17 protein-coding genes are annotated in these 20,075 nt (G+C 72.5%); 8 read left to right on the top strand and 9 right to left on the bottom strand.

What is annotated here, in order from left to right; genetic code table 11:
* Positions 1 to 260: 260 nt before the first annotated feature.
* Both oxc and frc read left to right on the top strand, forming a co-directional pair.
* On the top strand, positions 261 to 2,012 hold the full coding sequence (gene oxc / locus B0675_RS20570) for an oxalyl-CoA decarboxylase (protein WP_081220273.1): 1,752 nt from the start codon (positions 261 to 263) through the stop codon (positions 2,010 to 2,012).
* 65 nt (positions 2,013 to 2,077) lie between these two features.
* Positions 2,078 to 3,334 carry a formyl-CoA transferase gene (frc, locus tag B0675_RS20575; RefSeq protein WP_081220274.1) on the top strand — a complete coding sequence of 419 codons (1,257 nt, stop codon included), beginning with the start codon at positions 2,078 to 2,080 and terminating at the stop codon, positions 3,332 to 3,334.
* A gap of 95 nt (positions 3,335 to 3,429) precedes the next feature.
* Here the strand turns inward: frc and B0675_RS20580 are convergent, their stop codons facing one another.
* A complete protein-coding gene (locus tag B0675_RS20580; protein ID WP_081220275.1) occupies positions 3,430 to 3,864 on the bottom strand; it encodes a PAS domain S-box protein in 435 nt (144 codons plus the stop codon).
* Positions 3,865 to 4,063: 199 nt separating this feature from the next.
* Entirely contained in the window at positions 4,064 to 4,642 is a 579-nt protein-coding gene (locus B0675_RS20585) for a TetR/AcrR family transcriptional regulator (RefSeq protein WP_081220276.1), read from the bottom strand.
* A gap of 361 nt (positions 4,643 to 5,003) precedes the next feature.
* On the opposite strand from B0675_RS20585, the gene B0675_RS20590 reads away from it, so the two are divergent.
* Positions 5,004 to 6,488 (top strand): MFS transporter, encoded by a 1,485-nt coding sequence (locus B0675_RS20590; RefSeq protein WP_081220277.1) that lies wholly within the window; start codon positions 5,004 to 5,006, stop codon positions 6,486 to 6,488.
* Between the two features lie 184 nt (positions 6,489 to 6,672).
* Here the strand turns inward: B0675_RS20590 and B0675_RS20595 are convergent, their stop codons facing one another.
* A complete protein-coding gene (locus tag B0675_RS20595; protein WP_081220278.1) occupies positions 6,673 to 8,355 on the bottom strand; it encodes an aromatic amino acid ammonia-lyase in 1,683 nt (560 codons plus the stop codon).
* A 101-nt stretch (positions 8,356 to 8,456) separates the two neighbouring features.
* Positions 8,457 to 9,416 (bottom strand): ABC transporter substrate-binding protein, encoded by a 960-nt coding sequence (locus B0675_RS20600; protein ID WP_081220279.1) that lies wholly within the window; start codon positions 9,414 to 9,416, stop codon positions 8,457 to 8,459.
* A 332-nt stretch (positions 9,417 to 9,748) separates the two neighbouring features.
* Here B0675_RS20600 and B0675_RS20605 point away from each other — a divergent pair, with 332 nt between their 5' ends.
* The 4 genes from B0675_RS20605 to B0675_RS20620 are packed head-to-tail and all read left to right on the top strand — an operon-like array spanning position 9,749 to position 13,848.
* Positions 9,749 to 12,322, top strand: a complete 2,574-nt coding sequence (locus tag B0675_RS20605) for an ATP-binding protein (RefSeq protein WP_241539825.1) — start codon at positions 9,749 to 9,751, stop codon at positions 12,320 to 12,322.
* Between the two features lie 2 nt (positions 12,323 to 12,324).
* Complete coding sequence (locus tag B0675_RS20610; RefSeq protein ID WP_081220280.1) at positions 12,325 to 12,798, top strand: roadblock/LC7 domain-containing protein; 474 nt, start codon at positions 12,325 to 12,327, stop codon at positions 12,796 to 12,798.
* Between the two features lie 56 nt (positions 12,799 to 12,854).
* Positions 12,855 to 13,286 (top strand): DUF742 domain-containing protein, encoded by a 432-nt coding sequence (locus B0675_RS20615; RefSeq protein WP_081220281.1) that lies wholly within the window; start codon positions 12,855 to 12,857, stop codon positions 13,284 to 13,286.
* Positions 13,287 to 13,320: 34 nt separating this feature from the next.
* Complete coding sequence (locus tag B0675_RS20620) at positions 13,321 to 13,848, top strand: ATP/GTP-binding protein (RefSeq protein ID WP_241539967.1); 528 nt, start codon at positions 13,321 to 13,323, stop codon at positions 13,846 to 13,848.
* A 70-nt stretch (positions 13,849 to 13,918) separates the two neighbouring features.
* On the opposite strand, the gene B0675_RS20625 is transcribed toward B0675_RS20620, so the two are convergent.
* The 4 genes from B0675_RS20625 to B0675_RS20640 all read right to left on the bottom strand — a co-directional run bounded on the left by B0675_RS20625 (position 13,919) and on the right by B0675_RS20640 (position 17,477).
* The gene (locus tag B0675_RS20625; RefSeq protein ID WP_081220283.1) at positions 13,919 to 14,593 is read right to left on the bottom strand and encodes an ABC transporter permease; all 675 of its coding nucleotides are present in this window, start codon (positions 14,591 to 14,593) and stop codon (positions 13,919 to 13,921) included.
* Positions 14,590 to 15,300 (bottom strand): ABC transporter permease subunit, encoded by a 711-nt coding sequence (locus B0675_RS20630; RefSeq protein ID WP_081220284.1) that lies wholly within the window; start codon positions 15,298 to 15,300, stop codon positions 14,590 to 14,592. Before B0675_RS20630 ends, B0675_RS20625 begins: the two co-directional genes overlap by 4 nt.
* Entirely contained in the window at positions 15,300 to 16,433 is a 1,134-nt protein-coding gene (locus tag B0675_RS20635; RefSeq protein WP_081220285.1) for an ABC transporter ATP-binding protein, read from the bottom strand. Before B0675_RS20635 ends, B0675_RS20630 begins: the two co-directional genes overlap by 1 nt.
* A gap of 162 nt (positions 16,434 to 16,595) precedes the next feature.
* Positions 16,596 to 17,477, bottom strand: coding sequence for a DNA-3-methyladenine glycosylase (locus tag B0675_RS20640; protein ID WP_081220286.1), 882 nt, complete (start codon positions 17,475 to 17,477; stop codon positions 16,596 to 16,598).
* Positions 17,478 to 17,737: 260 nt separating this feature from the next.
* Between B0675_RS20640 and B0675_RS20645 the strand changes: the two genes are divergently transcribed.
* On the top strand, positions 17,738 to 19,042 hold the full coding sequence (locus B0675_RS20645; RefSeq protein WP_081220287.1) for a hypothetical protein: 1,305 nt from the start codon (positions 17,738 to 17,740) through the stop codon (positions 19,040 to 19,042).
* Positions 19,043 to 19,212: 170 nt separating this feature from the next.
* On the opposite strand, the gene B0675_RS20650 is transcribed toward B0675_RS20645, so the two are convergent.
* Complete coding sequence (locus B0675_RS20650; RefSeq protein WP_081220288.1) at positions 19,213 to 20,046, bottom strand: CDP-alcohol phosphatidyltransferase family protein; 834 nt, start codon at positions 20,044 to 20,046, stop codon at positions 19,213 to 19,215.
* Between the last annotated feature and the right edge of the window lie 29 nt (positions 20,047 to 20,075).

Consider the following 20,075-nt stretch of genomic DNA (forward strand, 5'->3'; position numbering starts at 1 on the left):
CGTCGTCCGCCGCGGCGGGCCCCGGCTTCGGCGGGACGCTCCTCTGCGAGCCTGCGGCGAGGCGCGGAGCGCGTCCAATACGCAGCGGCGAACGGCCGATAGAGGCCGTCTATCGAGGGAGTTGGCAGGGCCCGGGGGCGCCCTCGATAGACGCTGCTTATCGGCTGGTCGCCGATGGGTCTTGGACGCGGACGGACGTGCTGCCGATGGTGGGAGAAGGAGCCGCACCGGCAGGATCTGCCCAAGGAGGACCTCGGACCATGACCGCCCCCTCGACACTGGAGACCGCGGCGAACGCCGACGTTCCGACCGAGCTCACCGACGGGTACCACCTGGTCGTCGACGCGCTCAGGATGAACGACGTCGACACCATCTACGGGGTGGTCGGCATCCCGATCACCGACCTGGCCCGTCTCGCGCAGGCCCGGGGCATCCGTTACGTGGGCTTCCGGCACGAGAGCAACGCCGGCCACGCCGCCGCGGCGGCCGGCTACCTCACCCGGAAACCCGGCATCTGCCTCACGGTGTCCGCACCGGGCTTCCTGAACGGTCTCGTCGCCCTGGCCAACGCCACCACCAACTGCTTCCCCATGGTGCAGATCTCCGGCTCCAGCGAGCGGCACCTCGTCGACCTGCGGCAGGGCGACTACGAGGAGATGGACCAGCTCGCCGCCGCCCAGCCGTTCTGCAAGGCCGCCTACCGGGTGGGCCGCGTCGAGGACATCGGCCGGGGCATCGCCCGCGCCCTGCGCACCGCGGTCTCCGGGCGCCCCGGCGGTGTGTATCTCGACATCCCCGCCGCGGTGCTCGGCTCCATCATGGACGCCGAGGCCGGCGCGCGGACGCTGAGCCGTCTCGTCGACCCGGCGCCGCGCCAGCTGCCGGCGCCCGAGGCCGTCGACCGGGCGATCGAGCTTCTCGCGGGCGCCGAGCGGCCGTTGGTGGTCCTCGGCAAGGGCGCCGCGTACGCGCGGGCCGACGACCAGGTCCGCGAGTTCGTCGAGTCCACCGGCATCCCGTACGTCCCCATGTCGATGGCCAAGGGCCTGCTGCCCGACGACCACCCGCAGTCGGCGGCCACCGCCCGCTCGCTGGCCCTGAAGAGGGCCGACGTCGTCATGCTCGTCGGCGCCCGCCTCAACTGGCTGCTCAACCACGGCGAGTCACCGCAGTGGAACCCCGACGCGAAGTTCATCCAGGTGGACATCGAGGCACGGGAGATGGACAGCAACCAGCCCATCGCCGCCCCGCTCGTCGGCGACATCGGGTCGGTCCTCGACGCCCTCGCCGAGCGGACCAAGCCCGGCCGGATCTCCGCCCCCGCCGCCTGGCGCGAGGAACTCGGCGCGCGCTCGGCGCGCAACGTCGCGAAGATGGCGGAGCGGCTGAAGGCCGACCCGCACCCCATGCAGTTCATGGGCGCCCTCAAGGCCGTACGCGACGTACTGCGCGAGCGCCCGGAGACGTATCTCGTCAACGAGGGCGCCAACGCGCTGGACATCGCGCGCAACGTCATCGACATGCACGTGCCGCGGCACCGCCTCGACAGCGGCACGTGGGGCGTCATGGGCATCGGCATGGGGTACGCGATCGCCGCCGCCGTGGAGAGCGGCGCGCCGGTGGTGGCCGTCGAGGGCGACAGCGCCTTCGGGTTCAGCGGCATGGAGCTGGAGACGATCTGCCGTTACGGCCTGCCCGTCGTCACCGTCGTGATGAACAACGGCGGTGTCTACCGCGGCGACGACGTCAATCCGCTCGGCGACGCACCCTCCCCGACGACCCTGATGGCCGCGGCGCGGCACGACCGGATGATCGAGGCGTTCGGCGGCAGGGGCTATCGCGCGACCACGCCGGCCGAGGTCACCGCCGCCCTCACCGAGGCACTGGCCTCCGGCGGCCCCGCGCTCATCGACTGCGTGATCGACCCCGCGGCCGGCACCGAGAGCGGTCACATCGCGCACCTGAACCCCAAGGGCATCACCGTCGGCAACATCCAGCCGGCCCGCACGTGAGCCCTCGACCCCCCGCCCGCAGCGACGACTCCCGCACCGCGATCATTCACGAGAAGGAAACCGCCATGAGTGAAAAGCCGCTCGCCGGAATCAAGGTGATCGACTTCACCGGAGTCCAGGCCGGTCCCGCGTGCACACAGATGCTCGCCTGGTTCGGCGCCGACGTCATCAAGGTCGAGCGCATCGCCGGCGGCGATGTGACCCGGCGTCAGCTCCGGGACATCCCCGACCTCGACGCGCTCTACTTCACCATGCTCAACAGCAACAAGCGGTCCCTGGCCATCAACACCAAGTCCCCCGAGGGCAAGGAGGTCATGGAGAAGCTGATCCGCGAGGCGGACATCCTGGTGGAGAACTTCGCGCCGGGCGCCATGGACCGGATGGGCCTCGGCTGGGACCACATCCACGTCCTGAACCCCCGGCTCATCTTCGGCTCGGTCAAGGGCTTCAACGACGACTCCCAGTGGAACGACCTCAAGGTCTACGAGAACGTGGCCCAGGCCGCCGGAGGCGCCGCGTCCACCACCGGGTTCTGGGACGGGCCGCCCACCATCAGCGGCTCGGCGCTCGGCGACAGCAACAGCGGGATGCACCTGCTGATCGGCCTGCTCACGGCGATCATCCAGCGCAACGCCACCGGCGTCGGCCAGAAGGTCTCGGTGTCCATGCAGGACGCCGTCCTCAACCTGACCCGGGTCAAGCTCCGTGACCAGCAGCGCCTGGAGCGCGTCGGCCACCTGGAGGAGTACCCGCAGTACCCGAACGGCGAGTTCGGCGACGCGGTGCCGCGCGGCGGCAACGCGGGCGGCGGCGGCCAGCCCGGCTGGATCCTCAAGTGCAAGGGCTGGGAGACCGACCCCAACGCCTACATCTACTTCACGATCCAGGAGCAGAACTGGGCCCGCACCTGCGAGGCCATCGGCCGTCCCGAGTGGACCGAGGACCCCGAGTACACCACCGCCCTCGCCCGGCAGCCGCACATCATGGAGATCTTCGGCGAGATCGAGAAGTGGCTCGCCGACAAGACCAAGTACGAGGCGGTCGACATCCTGCGCACCTTCGAGGTGCCCTGCGCGCCCGTGCTCAGCATGAAGGAACTCGCCGCGGATCCCGACATGCGCCGCAGCGGCACGATCGTCGAGGTCGAGCAGAAGGAACGCGGCACCTATCTGACGGTGGGCAGCCCGATCAAGTTCTCCGCCTTCAAGCCCGAGATCGCCGGCGCCCCGCTGCTCGGCGAGCACACCGACGAGGTGCTCGCGGACCTCGGTTACGACGCGAACGCGATCCGCGCGCTGCACGAGGGCCGGGTCGTCGCCTGACCCCCGACCGCGGGACAGTACGAAGGGCCCCCCGAACGGAAGCCGTTCGGGGGGCCCTTCGTACTGTCCCGCGGTCGGGAGGACCGTCGTGCGGATCACACGGCCGTACGGTCCGTCTCGGCCCGCCGCCGCATCAGTTCCTTCTCCCGGGCCCGCCGCGCGGTGACGTCCCGGACGACGGCGCCGACGTAGGGGGCGCCGTCGTTCCCGGTCAGCAGCACCACGCTGAACTCGATGGACAGGGTGCGGCCGTCCGCCGCCAGCGCGGGTACCGTCAGGAGGTCGGCGTCACCGTACCTGGTGGTCCCTCGCCGCACGGCGGTGTCGAAGCCCTCCCAGTGCCGCCGGCGGTGCTTCTCCGGAATGATGACGTCGAGACTGCCGCCGTCCACCTCGGCCGCGGAGAAGCCGAAGATGCGCTCGGCCCCACTGTTCCAGTACCGGATCAGACCTTCCCTGTCGATGATCACCACACCGTCGGGTGCCCGGTCCGCCATTCCCAGCACCACTTCGGGATCCAGCTCAGCCATGTCGCCTCCGGGTCGTCGGGGCCATTTGGTGGGCGACAGTATACAGAATCCAGTCTGTAGGGAGCCGGGTCTGCAGCTCCCGCAGCGGAGTTCGGGGGGCGCTTCGGGGTGGTGTGGAAGGGGTCCGCCTCGGGCGTCCGGAGGTGCCGTCGAACGGGCCCGCCGTCCCTCGTCGGGCGGCGGACCCGTTCGTCGCCGGTCAGACCGGTGCCCGTACTCCGTCCAGGGCCACCGACAGGACGCGGTCGCGCTGGGCGTCGTCCAGGAAGTTCGTCGCGGTGATGCCGGCGATCATGCGCAGCAGGTCGTCGAAGTCCATGTCGGTCCGGGCCTCGCCGGCCTGCTGGGCCCGCCGGAAGAGGGGGCCGCCCGCCGCGTACATCGAGTCCCGGCAGGCCAGGAAGATCTCGGACTCGTCGTTCAGCGCCTCCCGGATGGCCCGCTTGGTGACCGTGTAGTCCACGAAGCGCCGCAGCCAGGACGTCAGCGCGTCCCACGGCTCCAGGCCGGACACCTCCTCGGCGACCCGGCACAGGTCGTCGACCTCGCCCGCGTAGACGCTCTCGAAGAGGTGGCGCCGGGTCGGGAAGTTCCGGTACAGCGTGCCGATGCCGACGCCCGCACGGCGGGCCACGTCCTCCAGGGACGCCTCCGCGCCCTTCTCCGCGAACGCCTCACGGGCCGCGGCCAGCAGCGCGTCGTAGTTGCGGGCGGCGTCCTTCCGGTGCGGACGGCGGGACGCGACGATCTCGCTGACGGGGTACGGCTCTGCCGTCACTGCTGCCTCCCGGCTGGATCGAGTTGAAGCGGAGGTATGCCTCCGCTACAGTGGAGGGGTACCTCCATTTTAACAGCCGGGGTGCGTCCGGCGTCGGCCGCGTGCGGCCGCACGCGACGCCGACGTGCACCGCTCCGGCCCATGACCCCGGCGGGCCGTGCGACGACGCTCCACCCCCGCCCCCCCCGACGTTCCCTTCCTTTCTGCTTCTCGCTCTGTTCCTTTCCTTTCCCCTCTTCCTCCTTCCCCGCGCGACCGCCGTCGCGGTCGCCGGTGTGCCCGGGTGCCGACCGGCGCCCCGCCCGTCCCGTACGACCGTGGCCCGACGACCTCGGCCGCAACCTGTCCGGAGAGGCTCTTCATGCCCCGCACGTCCCCCCGCCTCACCTTCGCGGTCCTCGCGACCGGTGCCGGCGTGTTCTCCATGCTGCAGTCGCTGATCGCGCCGGCCCTGCCGACCGTTCAGCACGCGCTGCACACCTCGCAGTCCACCGCGACCTGGGTGATGACCGCGTACCTGCTGTCCGCCTCGATCTTCACGCCGATCCTCGGACGGGTCGGCGACCTCATCGGCAAGAAGCGCACCATGGTCGCCGTCCTGGTCGCCGTCCTGGCCGGCTGTCTGCTCGCCGCGCTCGCGCCCACCATCGGCGTCCTCATCGTCGCCCGCGTGGTGCAGGGCATCGGCGGTGCGCTCTTCCCGCTGTCCTTCGGCATCATCCGTGACGAGTTCGACGCCTCCCGGGTCAGCGGCAGCATCAGCAACCTCTCCGCCGTGATCGCCGCGGGAGGAGGGGTCGGCATGGTGGCCGCCGGCCCGATCGTGAGCGCGCTCGACTACCGCTGGCTGTTCTGGATCCCCGTCGGCATCGTCGCGGTGACCACGCTGATCGCCCTGCGCTACGTCCCCGAGTCGCCCCGCCGGGCGGCCGGGCGCGTCAACTGGCTCGGCGCCGTGCTGCTGTCGGGCTGGCTGGTCGCGCTGCTGCTACCCCTCAGCCAGGCCGGGCAGTGGGGCTGGGGATCGGGCCGGGTGATCGGTCTGTTCGCCGCCGCGGTCCTGCTGTTCGCCGTCTGGCTGACCTCCGAGGCCCGGTCCGCCGGCCCGCTGATCGACCTGCGCATCATGCGACTGCCCGCGGTGTGGACCACCAACACGGCCGCGCTGCTGTTCGGCGCGGGCATGTACGCGATCTGGTCCTTCCTCCCCGGCTTCGTCCAGACCCCGAAGTCCGCGGGCTACGGCTTCGGCGCGAGCGTGACCGCGGCCGGACTGCTCATGCTGCCGATGCTGGTGGCGATGTTCTGCTCCGGCGTCCTCAGCGGCCGTCTCGAACCCGTCCTCGGCGCGAAGAAGCTGCTGGTCGCCGGTGCCACGCTCGGCGCCGTCGCGTGCGCGATCCTCGCCCTGTGGCACGACCGGCAGTGGCAGGTCGCCCTCGCGGCAGGCGTGTTCGGCCTGGGTATCGGGCTCGCCTTCGCCTCGATGGCCAACCTCATCGTCGGCAGCGTCCCGGCCGAACAGACCGGCGCCGCGACCGGGATGAACGCCAACATCCGCACCATCGGCGGTTCCATCGGCGCCGCCGTGACGAGCGTCCTGGTGACGGGGCATGTCCAGTCCTCGGGCCTGCCGTACGAGTCCGGATACACCCACGGCTTCACGCTGCTCGCCCTCCTCTGCCTGGCCGCCGCACTGGCCGCGCTCCTCGTCCCGGCCCGGCGCACGGCCCGCCTCCCGGGCCCGCGCGCCTCGGGGGACACCCGGCGTGCCGACGCCGGTTCGGCCGCCCCGGCACAGGAGCGGACGCGGACGGAGGCCGTCGCTCCCGCCGAGCGGAGCTGACGCGGACCGGGTCGCGGCGTGGTCGCCCGGTGGGGCGTCGTGCCGCGGCCCCGGACCGCAGCCCGACGCCGTGCGGGGGTCGTGTCGTGGGACCGGCCCCCGCGTCGCCGTGTCCGCGGGGTGTGTCGCAGGGCCCGCTCCCCGTGTCCGGGCGCGAGCGGCCTCAAGGGTGAACGCACGACCCTCAGCGGGCGGCGGGGAGCGCGGCGAACTCGTCGAGCAGGGCCGCCGCGGTGGTCACGTCGTCCGTGAGGGGACGGTCCCGCATCTCGGGGTCCAGCTCGTCGGCCGCGCGGGCGTAGGCCCGGCCCGCCGGTGTCTCCGGACGCGGCACCCTGCCCCGTAGCCGCAACGCCCGTACGGCGGCGACGAGTTCGCAGCCCAGGATCAGCCGGTACGCCCGGGCCAGCCGCAGCGACGTGCGGGCGGCCTGGGTGGCGAAGGTCGCCGCCTCCTCCATCCCCTGGGACAGCACCACGTGCCCGAGCGCGGCCGGAGTGGCGCAGAGCTGGATCTCGGCGAGGGCGGACGCGGCGCTGTACTCCAGGATCATCATGCCCGACCCCGCCGAGGTCGTGTCGGCCAAGTAGGAGCGCAGGCCCGTCAGTTCGGGTCGCCCGAGGCCGGACAGCCGGGCCGCGGAGAGGCGGGCGGTGCCGAGTACGGCGAGGCCCAGCTGGTCGAGCGCGAGCGTGAGCGGCGCGGTGAAGAAACCGCCGTGATGCAGGGCGACCGGCTCCCGCGTGGTCGCGTCCCAGCCGATCAGCGGGTTCTCGGTGGCGGAGTTGAGGTCGATCGACAGCACCCGCTCCAGGGACTCCCAGGCCTCGGTCGCCGGACCGTGAGCCTGCGGGAAGCAGCGGAAACCGTAGGGGTCCTGCACCCGGGACGTACCGACCGGAGGCTCCGGTGGCACCGCGAGCGGGACCTCGTCGGTGCCGAGCAGGACCCGGACCCGGGCCGCCGCACCCTGGACCGCCGGATGCGGATGGGCGGCGTGGACCGCGGGCGCGTACGGCTCCATGGACGCGTCCGCCGCGAGCAGCGAGAGCGCGGCCACCACGTGCCCGGCGCTCAGCAGGACGCCCAGGTCGTGGCAGGCGAGCGCGGACTGGCCGAGGGTGAGGGCGCTGCTGCTGAGCAGGGCCAGCGCGTCGCCCCGGTGGACCGGCAGACTCGCCGGGATCCGGTGCCCGGCATCCGCCCGGTCGGGGATCCAGGTGCCGTGCCCGAACAGGGCCAGCCCCAGTTCGGCCAGGGCGGTCAGATCCCCGGTGCCCACCGCCCCGTACTCCGGCACCCGGGGGTGGACATGTGCCCGGAGCGCGGCCGTGACGGCCACCGCGATCTCGGGACCGAGCCCCGATCCGCCGGCGAGCAACTGGTTGGCGCGCACCAGCATCATGGCGCGGACCTCGCGTGCGGGCAGCGGCTCGCCCACGCCTCCCGCGTGACTCAGCAGCAGCCGCAGGTCGTGACCGGCGCCGTCGGACTCCTCGACGGCGAGGCCCCGGTGCGCACCGACGCCGGTGCTGCGCCCGTAGACGCGGGCGCCCTCGGCCGCCAGCCGCCGGGCCGCACGGCGGGTGTGCTCCATCGCCTTCAGGGCCGCGGGGTGCGGCGGAGGAGGCGGGGCCCCGTCGGCGACCGAGGCCACCGTCGCCGCGTCGAGCCCCCGGCCGTCCAGGACGGCCCCGGGCGGCCGGGCGCTGCGGGCCGGGCCAGGAGCGCCCGCCACGCCGGCGCCCGGGCCGGTGTCCCCGAGCACGGCCGGCGGGCCGCCCTCGGGGGCGAGGGGCGTCTCCCCGCCGCCCGCGTCCGCGAGGGCCGTTGCTGCCTCGGCCGCGTCGGCCGTGCGCTTGAGCATGACGGGCGTTCACTCCTCCGTACGCCGCGGGAAGGCCGGGGCCGGGATGTCCCCCCGGCCCCCGGCCCCCGGCATCCGTCAGCCGGCCGACGGCCTGCGCGTCAGCTGAGTCCGGCCGAGGACAGCCAGGACTTCGCCACGTCCAGCGGGTCCTTGCTGTCGTTCTGCACCTGGCCGTTGAGCGACACCAGGGTTTCCGTGTCGAGCTTCGCCGAGACGTCGTTGAGAACGGCAATTCCCGCCTTCGGGAGGCCCTTCTTGTACGTCAGCGGCGTCACGTTCTCGAAACCGAAAAGACTCTTCGGGTCCTGGAGCACGACGAACTTGTTCTTGCTGATTCCGGGGTCCGTGGAGAAGATGTCCGCGGCCTGGATGTTGTTCCCCTTGAGGGCCGCCACGGTGAGGGGGCCGCCGGCGTCCAGCGCCTTGAAGTTCTTGAAATCGAGACCGTATACGGACTTCAGTCCCTTGAGACCCTGCTGCCGGGTCTGGAACTCCGGCGAGCCGCCGATCACCAGGTCCTTCGCCGAGTCGGCGAGGTCGGAGATGGTCGACTTGTCCGTCAGGTCGTACTTCTTCGCCGTGGCCTCGTTGACCGCTATCGCGTCCTTGTCCTCGGCCTTGGACGGCGTCAGCAGGCTCAGCTTGGAGTCGAGCTTGGCCGTGATGGCCGTGCTGGTCTCCTCGACGGTCTTCGGGGTGGCCTTCGCGTCGAGGTAGGCGAGCAGCGCGCCGTTGTACTCCGGCAGCACGGTGATCGTGCCGTTCTTGATGAGGCCGTACGTGGTCTCGCGGCTGCCGATGTTCAGCTTGTAACTGACCTTTATCCCCTTGGACTTGAGAGCCTCGCCGTAGATGTCGGCGAGCAGGATGCTCTCGGGGAAGTTGTTGGAGCCGACAACGACCGTACCGCCCTTGGCGGCGTCACCCTTCAGCGGGTCGGACGTGCCGGAGTCGTCGGAGGAACCGCAGCCCGTCAGTGCGGCCGCGGCCACAACCAGCAGGGTGGCAGCGTACGTTGCGGACGTTCGGGTGCTTCTGGCGATGGTCACGTTGGTCATCCAGACTTGGCATCGGGTGGGGCGTGGGCGCGGGTCTTGACAGTCCAGACGATCCAATCGAGCCACATCGAGAACCGTCAAGACACGAATAGATCACTGGTGGGGACCGTACAGCTTCGCCCCGTAGGCGCAACGCGACCAATACGCGCGCGATTCCGGCGTCACCGCATGTCACTTTTTGGTTGATCATGGCCGTACTCTTACGCCAGCCGCTAGGGTTGGCCGCGTCGAGGGCCCCCTTCCACTTGTCGGCCCGAGCGCGCTGTCGTGACCACTGATCCATGCAGGCCTGCCAAAAGGCTTCCAACGGGGAATGAAGTCAAGGAGGTTGGGTGCCCGCGCACAGAAAAGCCGCCTCGGGGCAGCCGTCCACGGCTCTTCCGATCGGTCGGACACCATCTCCGCTGGACCGCTGGCCCTTTCGCCGGAAACTCAACGTCCTGGTGATCGTGCCGCTCGCGGTCATCTCCGCGATGATCGCCTATGTCGTGTACGGCGAGATCGACAAGGCCCGCTCGGCCGCCGACACCGCCCAGCTCGTCCGGGACAGCGCCCAGGTGACCAAACTCATCGACGCCGTGCAGACGGAGCACCGCCAGGCACTCCTCGTCTCCCTGCGCCACGAGGCGGGCGGTTCCGGAAAGGGCGCGCAGGACACCGCCTCCTACCTCGACGCGCAGCAGGAGGTCGGCACCCGCATCGCGGCCGTCCGCACCGCCTACGGCGACCGGCTGCCCGACGCCGAGGCCCAGGCGCTGAAGGAACTGGAGGGCCTGGACAGCCTCCGCACGACGGTCGAGCAGGGCCCGATCCCCGCCGACAACATCGACCCCGCCTACGGATCGGTGATCGAGGGGCTCATCAACGGCCTCGGCCTCGGAACGGCGGGCGGCGAGTCCGGCTCGTCCTCGGCCAACCTGCTCGACGCCCTGCTGCGCGCCGACACCGCCCACGCCTCCTTCGAGACCAGCGTCTTCGCGGCCCGTACCCGCGACTCCAACGCGCTCATCGAGTTCACCGGTGCCGTCGGCGACTACGACCAGTACTCCTACCAGGCCGAACGGTTCACCCGGTTCGCGAGCCAGGACCAGAGCACCGCCCTCGCCGGGATCGAACGCAGCCCCTACCAGAGCGTCATCACCCAGCACTGGGCGGCTCTCCAGGTCGACCCCAGCGCCCTGGTCGCCGAGACCCCGTCCCAGCTGCGGACCGCGCTCGGTGACGCGCTGCGCGCCGACCCCACCTACGAACGGCAGGCCGGCAACCGCCTGAAGATCGTCCAGTCGCTCATCGGCGAGATCGCCGCGGACGCCCAGTCCGCGTCCAGCGAGGCCTGGTGGCGCGTGGCCTGGCTGGTCGCCGGCAACCTCCTCGCCTTCGCCGCGTGGCTGCTGTTCTCCGTGCTGGCCCGCCGCTCCGTGGTCCGCACCGTACGGTCCCTCACCGCGGCCGCCCAGCACGTCGCCGGCGCCGCCCGGACGGAACTCGCCCGGGTGGCGGACGACGACGCCGACGACGCGAGCCCGCCGCGGCTGGAGGCCGTGCCCGTGCCGGTGCGCGACGAGATCGGCGAACTCGCCGAAGCCTTCAACCAGGTCCAGGTCACCGCGACCGCCCTGCTGGAACGCCAGGTCGTCAGCCGGCGCAACATCGCCGAGATGTTCGGCAACGTCGGCCGCCGCGTCAGCAACCTGACGGCTCGTCAACTCGCGCTGATCGACTCGGTGGAACGCGGGGAGACCGACCCCGAGGTGCTCGACCGCCTCTATCGCATCGACCACATCGCCGTCCGGCTCCAGCGCAACGCCGACAGCCTCATGCTCCTCGCCGGCATCAGCGAGACCGGCCTCACCACCGAACCGATGCGGCTCAGCAACATCGTCCGCGCCTCACTCGGCCAGATTGAGGGCTACCAGCGTGTCACCCCGCACGCCGAGGGCGATGTCACCGTCGTCCCCGACATCATCGGCGACCTGACCCTGATGCTCGCCGAACTCCTGGAGAACGCCGTCATGTTCTCCCCGGCGAGCAGCGGCGTCGAAGTCGTCCTGCGGCCCCGGCACGACGGGGGAGGCGCGCTCGTCGAGATCATCGACCACGGCCTCGGCATGAGCCCCGAGCGGCTGGAGCAGGAGAACGCCCGCCTGATCCGCCGCGAGCGCCTCGACCTCGCTCCGACCGAGGTCCTCGGCCTCTTCGTGGTCGGCGGTCTCTCCCGGCGCTGGGGCATCGAGGTCGTCCTGTCCCGCACGCCGGGCGGCGGCGTCACCGCCACCGTCGCGGTCCCCGCGTCCCACCTGGTGTCCGGCGACCCCGGCAGGTCCGCCCCGCGCGCCCCGCGCATGATGCCGCCGGCCCGCCACCCCGGACCGGCCGAACCGCGTCCCGCGCAGGTCGAGTCGCCTCCGGGACCCGCGGGCCTGCCCCGACGGGTGCCCGCCCGGCCCCGGGCCGCGGAGCCCGCCGGCCACGCCCGCCGCGCGGAACCCGCGACGGGCCCCGGCGCCGAGCAGGCCATGACTCACGGCGGCCTCCGGGCGGGCACCGGAGCCGACCCGGGCCGCGGCCCCACGGCGCCCGCCGCACCGGCACGGCCCGGCGAGGCCGGTCCGCTGCGCCGCCGGGTGCGCGGGGCGACCCTGTCGGCCACCACGGCCTCGACGCGGCTGCCCAAGACCCGGGAAGCCGTCACCCACCGCAGACCCCCCTCCTGGCAGCCCACGGACGCCGAGGCGGCCCGCTCCGAACTCGACGAGTTCGAGGAAGCCGTCCAGCGTGCCCAGCGCGAGAGCGAGACCGGGGAACACCCGGTCTGGGCGTTCCGCCCCGACGACGGACCCGGCGGACCCGCCGGCCCCGACACCCTGAACAGAAGACCCTCTTCCCCGGAAGGCATGAGCACGTGACCATGTGGACAGGCGGGCCGGAGTCCCGAACCGCGGAGCCCGATACGGACGTGAAGGCCGCGGCAGCCGACTTCAACTGGCTGCTCAACCGGTTCGCCACCGAGACGGCCGGGGTCGTCGACGTCATCGGAGTCTCCTCCGACGGACTGCTCATAGCCGTCTCCCAACTGCGCGGCCAGGCCGACTCCGAGCGCCTCGCGGCGATCGTCTCCGGCATCACCAGCCTGGCCATGGGCGCTTCCGGGAACTACGGCCTCGGCGGCCTCAACAAGGTCATCATCGACCTGGAGGAAGGACACGTCCTGGTCTCCGCCCTCGGCGCCGGAGCGGTGCTCGGGGTGGTGGCGTCGAAGGAGGCGAAGCTCGGCAACATCGCCTACGAGATGACCCTGTTCGCCAACCGCGCGGGCGCCGTGCTGAGCCCGCAACTGGTCATGGAACTGAAGAACACCGTGGGCATCGCCCCGGCCGGATGAGGTCCGAGACGTCGTCGCACGGCCGGTGACCGCAGTGGGTGAAGGGGGAGGACGTGATGACGTCCGGCGAGCCACGGGCCGGCGGCGACGCCGAGTGGGGGGCCGAGCGCCCCGCCTCGGTGGTCCGGCCGTTCCTGCTCACCGCGGGACGGATCGCCGGCGGCGACAGCCTCGTCCCGCCGATCCCGATCGAGACGCAGGTCGTGGCCACCGAGGTGGGACTGGCCGCTCTCGACGCGTTCGTCTTCGACCAGCACCGCGACATCATCACGGTCTGCCGTGAGCCGCAGTCCCTCGCGGAGATCGCGGCGAAACTCCGGATGCACCTCAACGTGATCCGGGTCCTCGCCGACGATCTGCGTGCCGACGGCCAACTGGCCCTGTACCTGCCCCAGGCCCACTCCAACCGCGATGTCTCCGTATTGCGAAGGGTTATCGATGGTCTCCGAGCTGTCCCCGACTCCCGGGGAGCGATCCGTGAGGGCTGACGACGAGCGGCCCCGGCCGCCGCTGCCGGTGAAGATGGTGATCGCGGGCGGCTTCGGCGTGGGCAAGACCACCACGGTGGGTGCCATCTCCGAGATCGAACCGCTCACCACCGAGGCGTCCATCACCTCGGTCGCCGCCGGTGTCGACGACCTCTCCCACACACCGGAGAAGGTGACGACGACCGTCGCCATGGACTTCGGCTGCGTGACGCTCGACCCCACGCTCAAGCTCTACCTGTTCGGCACCCCCGGCCAGGAGCGCTTCGGCTTCATGTGGGACGACCTCGTCGAGGGAGCGCTCGGCGGGCTCGTCATCGTCGACACCCGGCGGCTCGACGACTGCTACGCCGCCGTCGACTACTTCGAGCACCGCCAGATCCCCTTCGCGGTCGCCGTCAACGCCTTCGACGGCCGGCTCGAACACGATCTGGACGACGTCCGGTGGGCGCTCGACGTCGCCGACCACGTGCCGCTGACCGTGTTCGACGCCCGCGAACGCGGCTCCGTGCGCGACGCGTTGCTCGTCGTCCTCGAACACGCCCTCGCCACGGCACAACGCTGACGCGGACGCTCGCCACGACGGAGGCGGGGAGGGCCCGAGGGCCCTCCCCGCCTCCGTCGTACCGACCGCCTCAGGCGGACCGGCGCCTGCGCACTCCGGGAGAGACGGCCACCCGTCCCACGGCCCAGAACAGCATGAGGACGAGCAGCGCGAGGACGGCCGTGAGGGCGGCTCCGCCGACGACCTTCTCGTAGTCCCGCTGGTACAGCCCGTCCAGGATGTAGCGGCCGACCCCGCCGAGGGACACGTACGCCGCGATCGTCGCCGTCGACACGATCTGGATCGTCGCCGAGCGCAGCCCGCTGAGGATCAGGGGCAGGGCCGCCGGGATCTCGACCTGGAACAGGATCTTCGACTCCTGCATGCCCATGCCGCGGGCGGCGTCCACCGGGGAGGGGTCGACGGTGCGGACCGCCTCGTAGGTGGTGATGAGGATCGGCGGGATCGCCAGCACCACGAGCGGGATCATCACCGGCACGATCCCGAGTCCCAGCCACACGAACATCAGCACCAGGAGACCGAAGGTCGGCAGGGCGCGGGCGCCGGCGGAAAGGAACGCGAGCGCGTTGCCGCCGCGCGCGGTGTGCCCGGTGACCAGACCGACCGGCAGCCCGATGGCCGCCGCGATCGCGAGGGCGCCCGCCGTGTACTGCAGGTGCTCCCACACCCGCTGCGGAATCCCGTCGTAGCCGTGCCAGTGGGCGCCGTCGCTGAAGAACGACTGCATGAAGGTGAACACGTTCACGACACGGCCTCCGGGGTGCGGACCGCCGGGTCCTCGAGCGTGGCCGCGGGACGCCGCGCGGCGCGGCCGGACGGGGGCTCCCACGGGGTGAGGAGCCGTCGCAGCAGGACCAGCAGCGCGTCGACCACGATCGCCAGCACGGCGGTGGTGACCACGGAGGTCACCGCGAGCCGCGGCCGGTGGTAGAGCATCGCGGTGGTCAGCAGGTTGCCGAGGGCGCCCTGGTTGCCGATCAGCGACCCGACGCTCACCAGGCTGATGCTGGAGGCCGTGGCCACCCGCAGTCCCGCCATGATCGCGGGGACGGCGATGGGCAGTTGGACCTGGAAGTAGCGGCGCACGGGTCCGATGCCCATGGCGGCGGCGGCCGCGTTGGTCTCCTCGGGGACCGAGCGGATCCCGTCGACCACCGCGGGCACCAGGACCACCAGGCTGTACAGGCACAGCGGGATCATCACGGTCAGCTGGGTCAGCCCGGTGGAGTCGATGAGGACCACGAAGAACGCGATCGACGGGATCGCGTACAGCACCGTCGAGGTCCACAGCACCGGTGGGTACAGCCAGTCGTAGTGGACGCACAGCAGGCCGATCGGCAGGGCCAGCAGCAGACCGACGAGGACCGGGACCAGGGCCTCCTGCATGTGGATGCCGATCAGGCCCAGGTAGCTGTGCTGGAGGTCGCTCGGTATGTCGAAGAAGCCGTTCATCACAGGGCCTTCGCCGGGGCGGCGTCGGGTGCGGCGTCCGTGGACGTGCGCTGTCGGGCCGCGCGGATCGCCGCGGCGATCGTCTCCTGTCCGGCGACACCGAGGACCCGGCCCGAGGCGTCGACGCCCACGGCCCGCCCGGTCGGCGCCAGCACGGCCCGGTCGAGCGCGACGCGCAGCGAGTCCCGGCCCACCTCGAAGGACTGCCCGTGGGGTTCGAGCGTCTCCACCTCGCCGTTCCAGGCGGGCGGCGCCCAGCCGAGCGGCTTGCCGTCCGCGTCGGTCACCAGCACCGGCTCCTGCGCCGCACCGCGCCCGGCGGCCTCCTGGGCCTCGGGACCGACGGGCACGACCCGGGAGCGGTCGAGTTCGAGGTCGCGGGTGGACAGGAACGACAGCCCGCGGATGCCCCGGTCCGCGCCGAGGAACTGCTCGACGAACGGGTCGGCGGGCGCCGACAGGATCTCGTCGGGCGCGGCGAACTGGGCGAGTTTGCCGCCGGTGCGCAGCACCGCGATGCGGTCGCCGATCGTGATCGCCTCGTCCATGTCGTGCGTCACGAAGACGATGGCCTTGCCCAGTTCGCCCTGGATGCGGAGCAACTCCTCCTGCAGACCCCGCCGGACGACCGGGTCGACCGCGGAGAACGGCTCGTCCATGAGCAGGATGGGCGGGTCCGCGGCGAGCGCGCGGGCGACGCCGACGCGCTGCTGCTGACCGCCGGAGAGCTGGTACGGGTAGCGGCGGGCCATCCCCGGGTCGAGGCCGACCCGTTCCATGAGCTCCGCCGCGCGGTCCCGGGCGCGCTGCTTGGACCAGCCGAGCAGCCGCGGCACGGTGGCGATGTTGTCGAGGATCGTCCGGTGCTGGAACAGACCGGCGTTCTGGATGACATAACCCATCGAGCGGCGCAGCGCGTTGACCGGCTGCCGCGTGATGTCCTCGCCGTCGACCCGGATCGTGCCGCTGCTCGGCTCGACCATGCGGTTGATCATGCGGAGCGTGGTCGTCTTGCCACAGCCCGAGGGTCCGACGAGGACGGTGATGGAGTGGTTCGGTATCTGGAGGGACAGGCGATCGACGGCCACCGTGCCGTCTGCATATCGCTTGCTGACATCTTCGATGGCTATCAAGCGTCGAAACCCTTCGGGGACGGCATCGATCGCGCGTGGCGCGATCACGTGCACAAGGGGTCGTAGTCTAGCCAGTTGCTGTCTGATCTCGGCCGGGGCAGGTCCTGACGTGCGCGAGTGTGCCCGGTTTCGGTGGAGTCGTGCCGGGAGCGGTGCGGGTGGTCACGTCGCCCGGGTCCGCGGGGGCCGGTGCCCGTCGGCGCCCAGCCGTTCGGCCCGCCGGACGCGCAGATGGAGCGCGGCCCAGGTGCGGAAGGGCCGCCAGTTCTCCGCGATGTCCGCCGGATCGCGCCCGGGCCCGTACTGGTCCTCGATCTCCGCGGCCAGCCGCCGCTCCTGCGTGGGCAGCACGTCCGGGTGTCCCGCGCCCCGGACGACGACGAGTTCGGCGGCGAAGACGCCGAGCCCCTTGACCCGCCGGACCCGGCGCATGGCCTCCTCCGGCTCCAGGGACCGCAGTTCGGCCCCGTCCAGTTCCCCGTCCAGCGCGGCGGCGGCGACGGCGTGCAGGTACTCGGTCTTGCGCCAGGGCAGTTCGACGTCCAGCCGGAGCAGCCGCTCGGGCGAAGGGAACGCCCCGCCGTCGCCGAGCCGCGCGACGATGCCGGCCCGGGTGCCCCGGGCCGTCGTCCTCCCGGTGCGCTGGGTCAGCACCGCCCACGCGGCCGCCTCGTAGGGGGAGTGGAAGCCGCAGGGGCGAAGTCCGGGCCTGCTCGCCCGGATACGGCCGATCACCGGGTCCCGGTCGCCGACGGCGGGCCAGCCGCGGGCGTCGACGTCCAGGGAGAGGAAGCGGGCCACCTGGTCGGCCGCAGCGTCCAGGTCGCCGTCCCCGGTGACCACGATCCGTGCGGCGGACCCGACCTGCGTGACCTCCGCGGTGACGTGCCGCCAGTCGGCGTCCGCGGTGAACGCCGTCCGCAGCGTCCCTTCCGTGCCCGCCGCCCCGGCCGGCGGCACCGGCGCCATCTCCTCCCAGAACTCCCGGCTGCTCTCCAGGGACCAGGGACCCCTCACCTCGTACCCGACCTCGTGCCGCGCCATGTCCGACCTCCCGCTGGGGACACGCTCACCGTGTCGACGCGCACCACTGTGACGGCGATACCTGACACATGCCGTCAACCAATCCGCGCGGGGCGTCGCACCGGTCGCGGCGGACCGCGCGCACCGTCTTGGCCCGTCGGGGTGAACCATGCCCGGCCCCCGCACCGGGTTCGTACGAATATCGGGCCGGGGTGCCGACCATGATCGCGTGCGGGGCCTCCCGGCCGCCGCTCCCCGTACTCACGCCCCGAGGTGGAGACATGCTCAGCCCGCGCGCTCGGCGGACCACGACCCGGCTTCTCGCCCTGGTGACGGGCTGCCTGCTGCTCGGTGCCGCCGGTGCGGTGTCCGCACCGGCGGCGGAGCCGGGCCGGGTCACCGTCCCGGCCCCCGGAGCCGGCGGGTGGACCCGCAACGGATCCGCCCGGCTGTCCGGCGCCGACCTCCAGCTCACCCGGACCACGGCACACCAGGCGGGGTCGGCGGTGTTCCAGGTCCCGGTGGTCACCGACGGCCTCAAGGCCGCGTTCTCGACCGTCATCGGCGGCGGCAGCGGTGGCGACGGCCTCACCTTCGGTCTGCTCGACCCGTCGCGGGCCACCCCCACGGCCCTCGGCGCGGACGGCGGCGGTCTCGGCTGGGCGGGGAAGCCCGGCGTGGCGATCACCTTCGACACCCACCGCAACACCGGCGACCCGTCGGCCAACTTCATCGGCGTCACGGCCGCCACGGGCGACAGCTCCCGCACCCTCGCGACGACATCCGCCAGGGTGCCGGACCTCCGCTCGGGCCCGCACGCCGTCGCGATCGCCGTCTCCGGGAAGACCCTCTCCGTCTGGATGGACGGCGCCCGGCTGCTGACCGCCACCGTCCCGGCACTGCCCGCGACGGCGCTGCCCGTCTTCACCGGCGCCAACGGCGGGAAGACCGACAACCACGCCGTCCGCGACACGGTCATCACGGCGACCTCCTACGCGGTGGCGCCGCCCGGGCCGAACGGCTGGACCCGCAACGGTTCCGCCGCGCAGTCCGGCGGCGACCTCGTGCTCACCGACGCGGTGCGCGACGCCAGGGGATCCGCCGTCCAGGCGGCCGCCGTGCCGTCGGCGCGGCTGCGGGCCCGCTTCACCGCTCGGCTCGGCGGCGGCAGCGGCGCGGACGGTCTCGCCCTGCTCCTCCTCGACGCGGCGAAGGCGACGCCGACGGCCCTGGGCGGGGGCGGCGGGGGACTCGGCTCCGCGGGTCTGCCGGGAGTCGCCGTCGCCCTCGACACCCATCGCAACACCGGGGAGCCGGCGGCCGGATTCGCCGGGGTGGCCGTCGGCGGAACGGGGTCCCCGCTGCGGTACGCCGCCACCTCGGCCGCCCTGCCCGGCCTGCGGACCGGTACCCATGCCGTGGACGTGTCCGTGACCGGGGCGGGGCATCTGCGGGTCGCCGTGGACGGCACACGGGTCGTCGACGCGGAGATCACCCTCCCGCGGAACGTGCTGGTCGGTTTCGCCGCGGCCACCGGAGGCCGCACGGACCGGCACACCGTGCGCGACGCGGTGATCACCTACTGAACCCGCCCGGCCGCATCACGCGCCCGAACCGGATCACGGGTCGGGCGGCATCACCGGCCGGACCGGAGTCACGACCGGACCGGGGCACGGTCGGGGGAGCGGATCACGGGCCCCACGGGCCGGGGCGGGCCACGGGCCCGGAGCCGGTCACGGGCGCGGGCCGGTCGGGGTCAGGCCGCCGTGCGGGTCGTCGGGGCGACCAGGCGCTGAGCCGCAGCCGGCCCCGTCGCGGTGGCGCCGACCAGCCGGCGGGCCGGCGGCTCGGCCTGCGCGACGAGCTCCACGGCCGGACGGGCGCCGTGCCGCCACAGCCACACGATGTCGCGGCCGAACGACCAGACCAGCGAGCCGAGCGCCAGCGCCACGGCCGCGGCCGTCACCCCGTACGGCAGGATCCCGGCGCCCGCGACCAGCAGCACGACGCCCTGGAGCGCCGCCACCGTCTTGCGGGCCATGCTCGGCGGCAGCGCCCCGTTCAGCCAGGGCAGCACCCGGGCCGCCGCGACGAACACGTACCGCATGGTGCCGATCAGCAGCACCCACGGGCCGAGCGACATCGCGACGTACACGCTCAGGACCAGGATCAGGAACGCGTCCACCTCCATGTCGAAGCGGGCGCCCAGGGCGGAGGACGTACCGGTCCGCCGGGCGACCTTGCCGTCGACACCGTCCAGGATCAGCGCGACCGCCGTCAGGCCGACGAGGAGGCTCACCGGCGGCGAACTCTGGAAGGAGTCCGCGACGAGCGCGGTGACACCGCCCACCAGGATCGCGCGGCCGAGGGTGACGCGGTTGGCCGGACCGAAGGAACGGGGGCGCGTGCGCCGCAGGGCCCGGGTGAGCACCGCCCACGTCGCGATCCCGAAGGCCAGCCCGCTCAGCCAGCCCGCCGGACCCATCCCTATCACCGTGCCCAGCAGCACCAGCAGGAGAAGCTGCACCCCGGCTCCCACCATGGTCTCCTGTTGGGGGAGCCTCGCGCCGTACGTGTTGTTCAGGGCCACCGCACATCCTCCGGCCGTGTGACAGAGTC

This window comes from Streptomyces sp. M41(2017) (genome assembly GCF_002078175.1).
Classification (GTDB): domain Bacteria; phylum Actinomycetota; class Actinomycetes; order Streptomycetales; family Streptomycetaceae; genus Streptomyces.

Bases quoted from the DNA above. Each gene is read 5' to 3' on its own strand.
- oxc (WP_081220273.1), top strand. From the start codon at position 261: ATGACCGCCCCCTCGACACTGGAGACCGCGGCGAACGCCGACGTTCCG.
- frc (WP_081220274.1), top strand. From the start codon at position 2,078: ATGAGTGAAAAGCCGCTCGCCGGAATCAAGGTGATCGACTTCACCGGA.
- B0675_RS20580 (WP_081220275.1), bottom strand. From the start codon at position 3,864: ATGGCTGAGCTGGATCCCGAAGTGGTGCTGGGAATGGCGGACCGGGCA.
- B0675_RS20590 (WP_081220277.1), top strand. From the start codon at position 5,004: ATGCCCCGCACGTCCCCCCGCCTCACCTTCGCGGTCCTCGCGACCGGT.
- B0675_RS20595 (WP_081220278.1), bottom strand. From the start codon at position 8,355: ATGCTCAAGCGCACGGCCGACGCGGCCGAGGCAGCAACGGCCCTCGCG.
- B0675_RS20600 (WP_081220279.1), bottom strand. From the start codon at position 9,416: ATGACCAACGTGACCATCGCCAGAAGCACCCGAACGTCCGCAACGTAC.
- B0675_RS20610 (WP_081220280.1), top strand. From the start codon at position 12,325: ATGTGGACAGGCGGGCCGGAGTCCCGAACCGCGGAGCCCGATACGGAC.
- B0675_RS20615 (WP_081220281.1), top strand. From the start codon at position 12,855: ATGACGTCCGGCGAGCCACGGGCCGGCGGCGACGCCGAGTGGGGGGCC.
- B0675_RS20620 (WP_241539967.1), top strand. From the start codon at position 13,321: ATGGTGATCGCGGGCGGCTTCGGCGTGGGCAAGACCACCACGGTGGGT.
- B0675_RS20630 (WP_081220284.1), bottom strand. From the start codon at position 15,300: ATGAACGGCTTCTTCGACATACCGAGCGACCTCCAGCACAGCTACCTG.
- B0675_RS20640 (WP_081220286.1), bottom strand. From the start codon at position 17,477: ATGGCGCGGCACGAGGTCGGGTACGAGGTGAGGGGTCCCTGGTCCCTG.
- B0675_RS20645 (WP_081220287.1), top strand. From the start codon at position 17,738: ATGCTCAGCCCGCGCGCTCGGCGGACCACGACCCGGCTTCTCGCCCTG.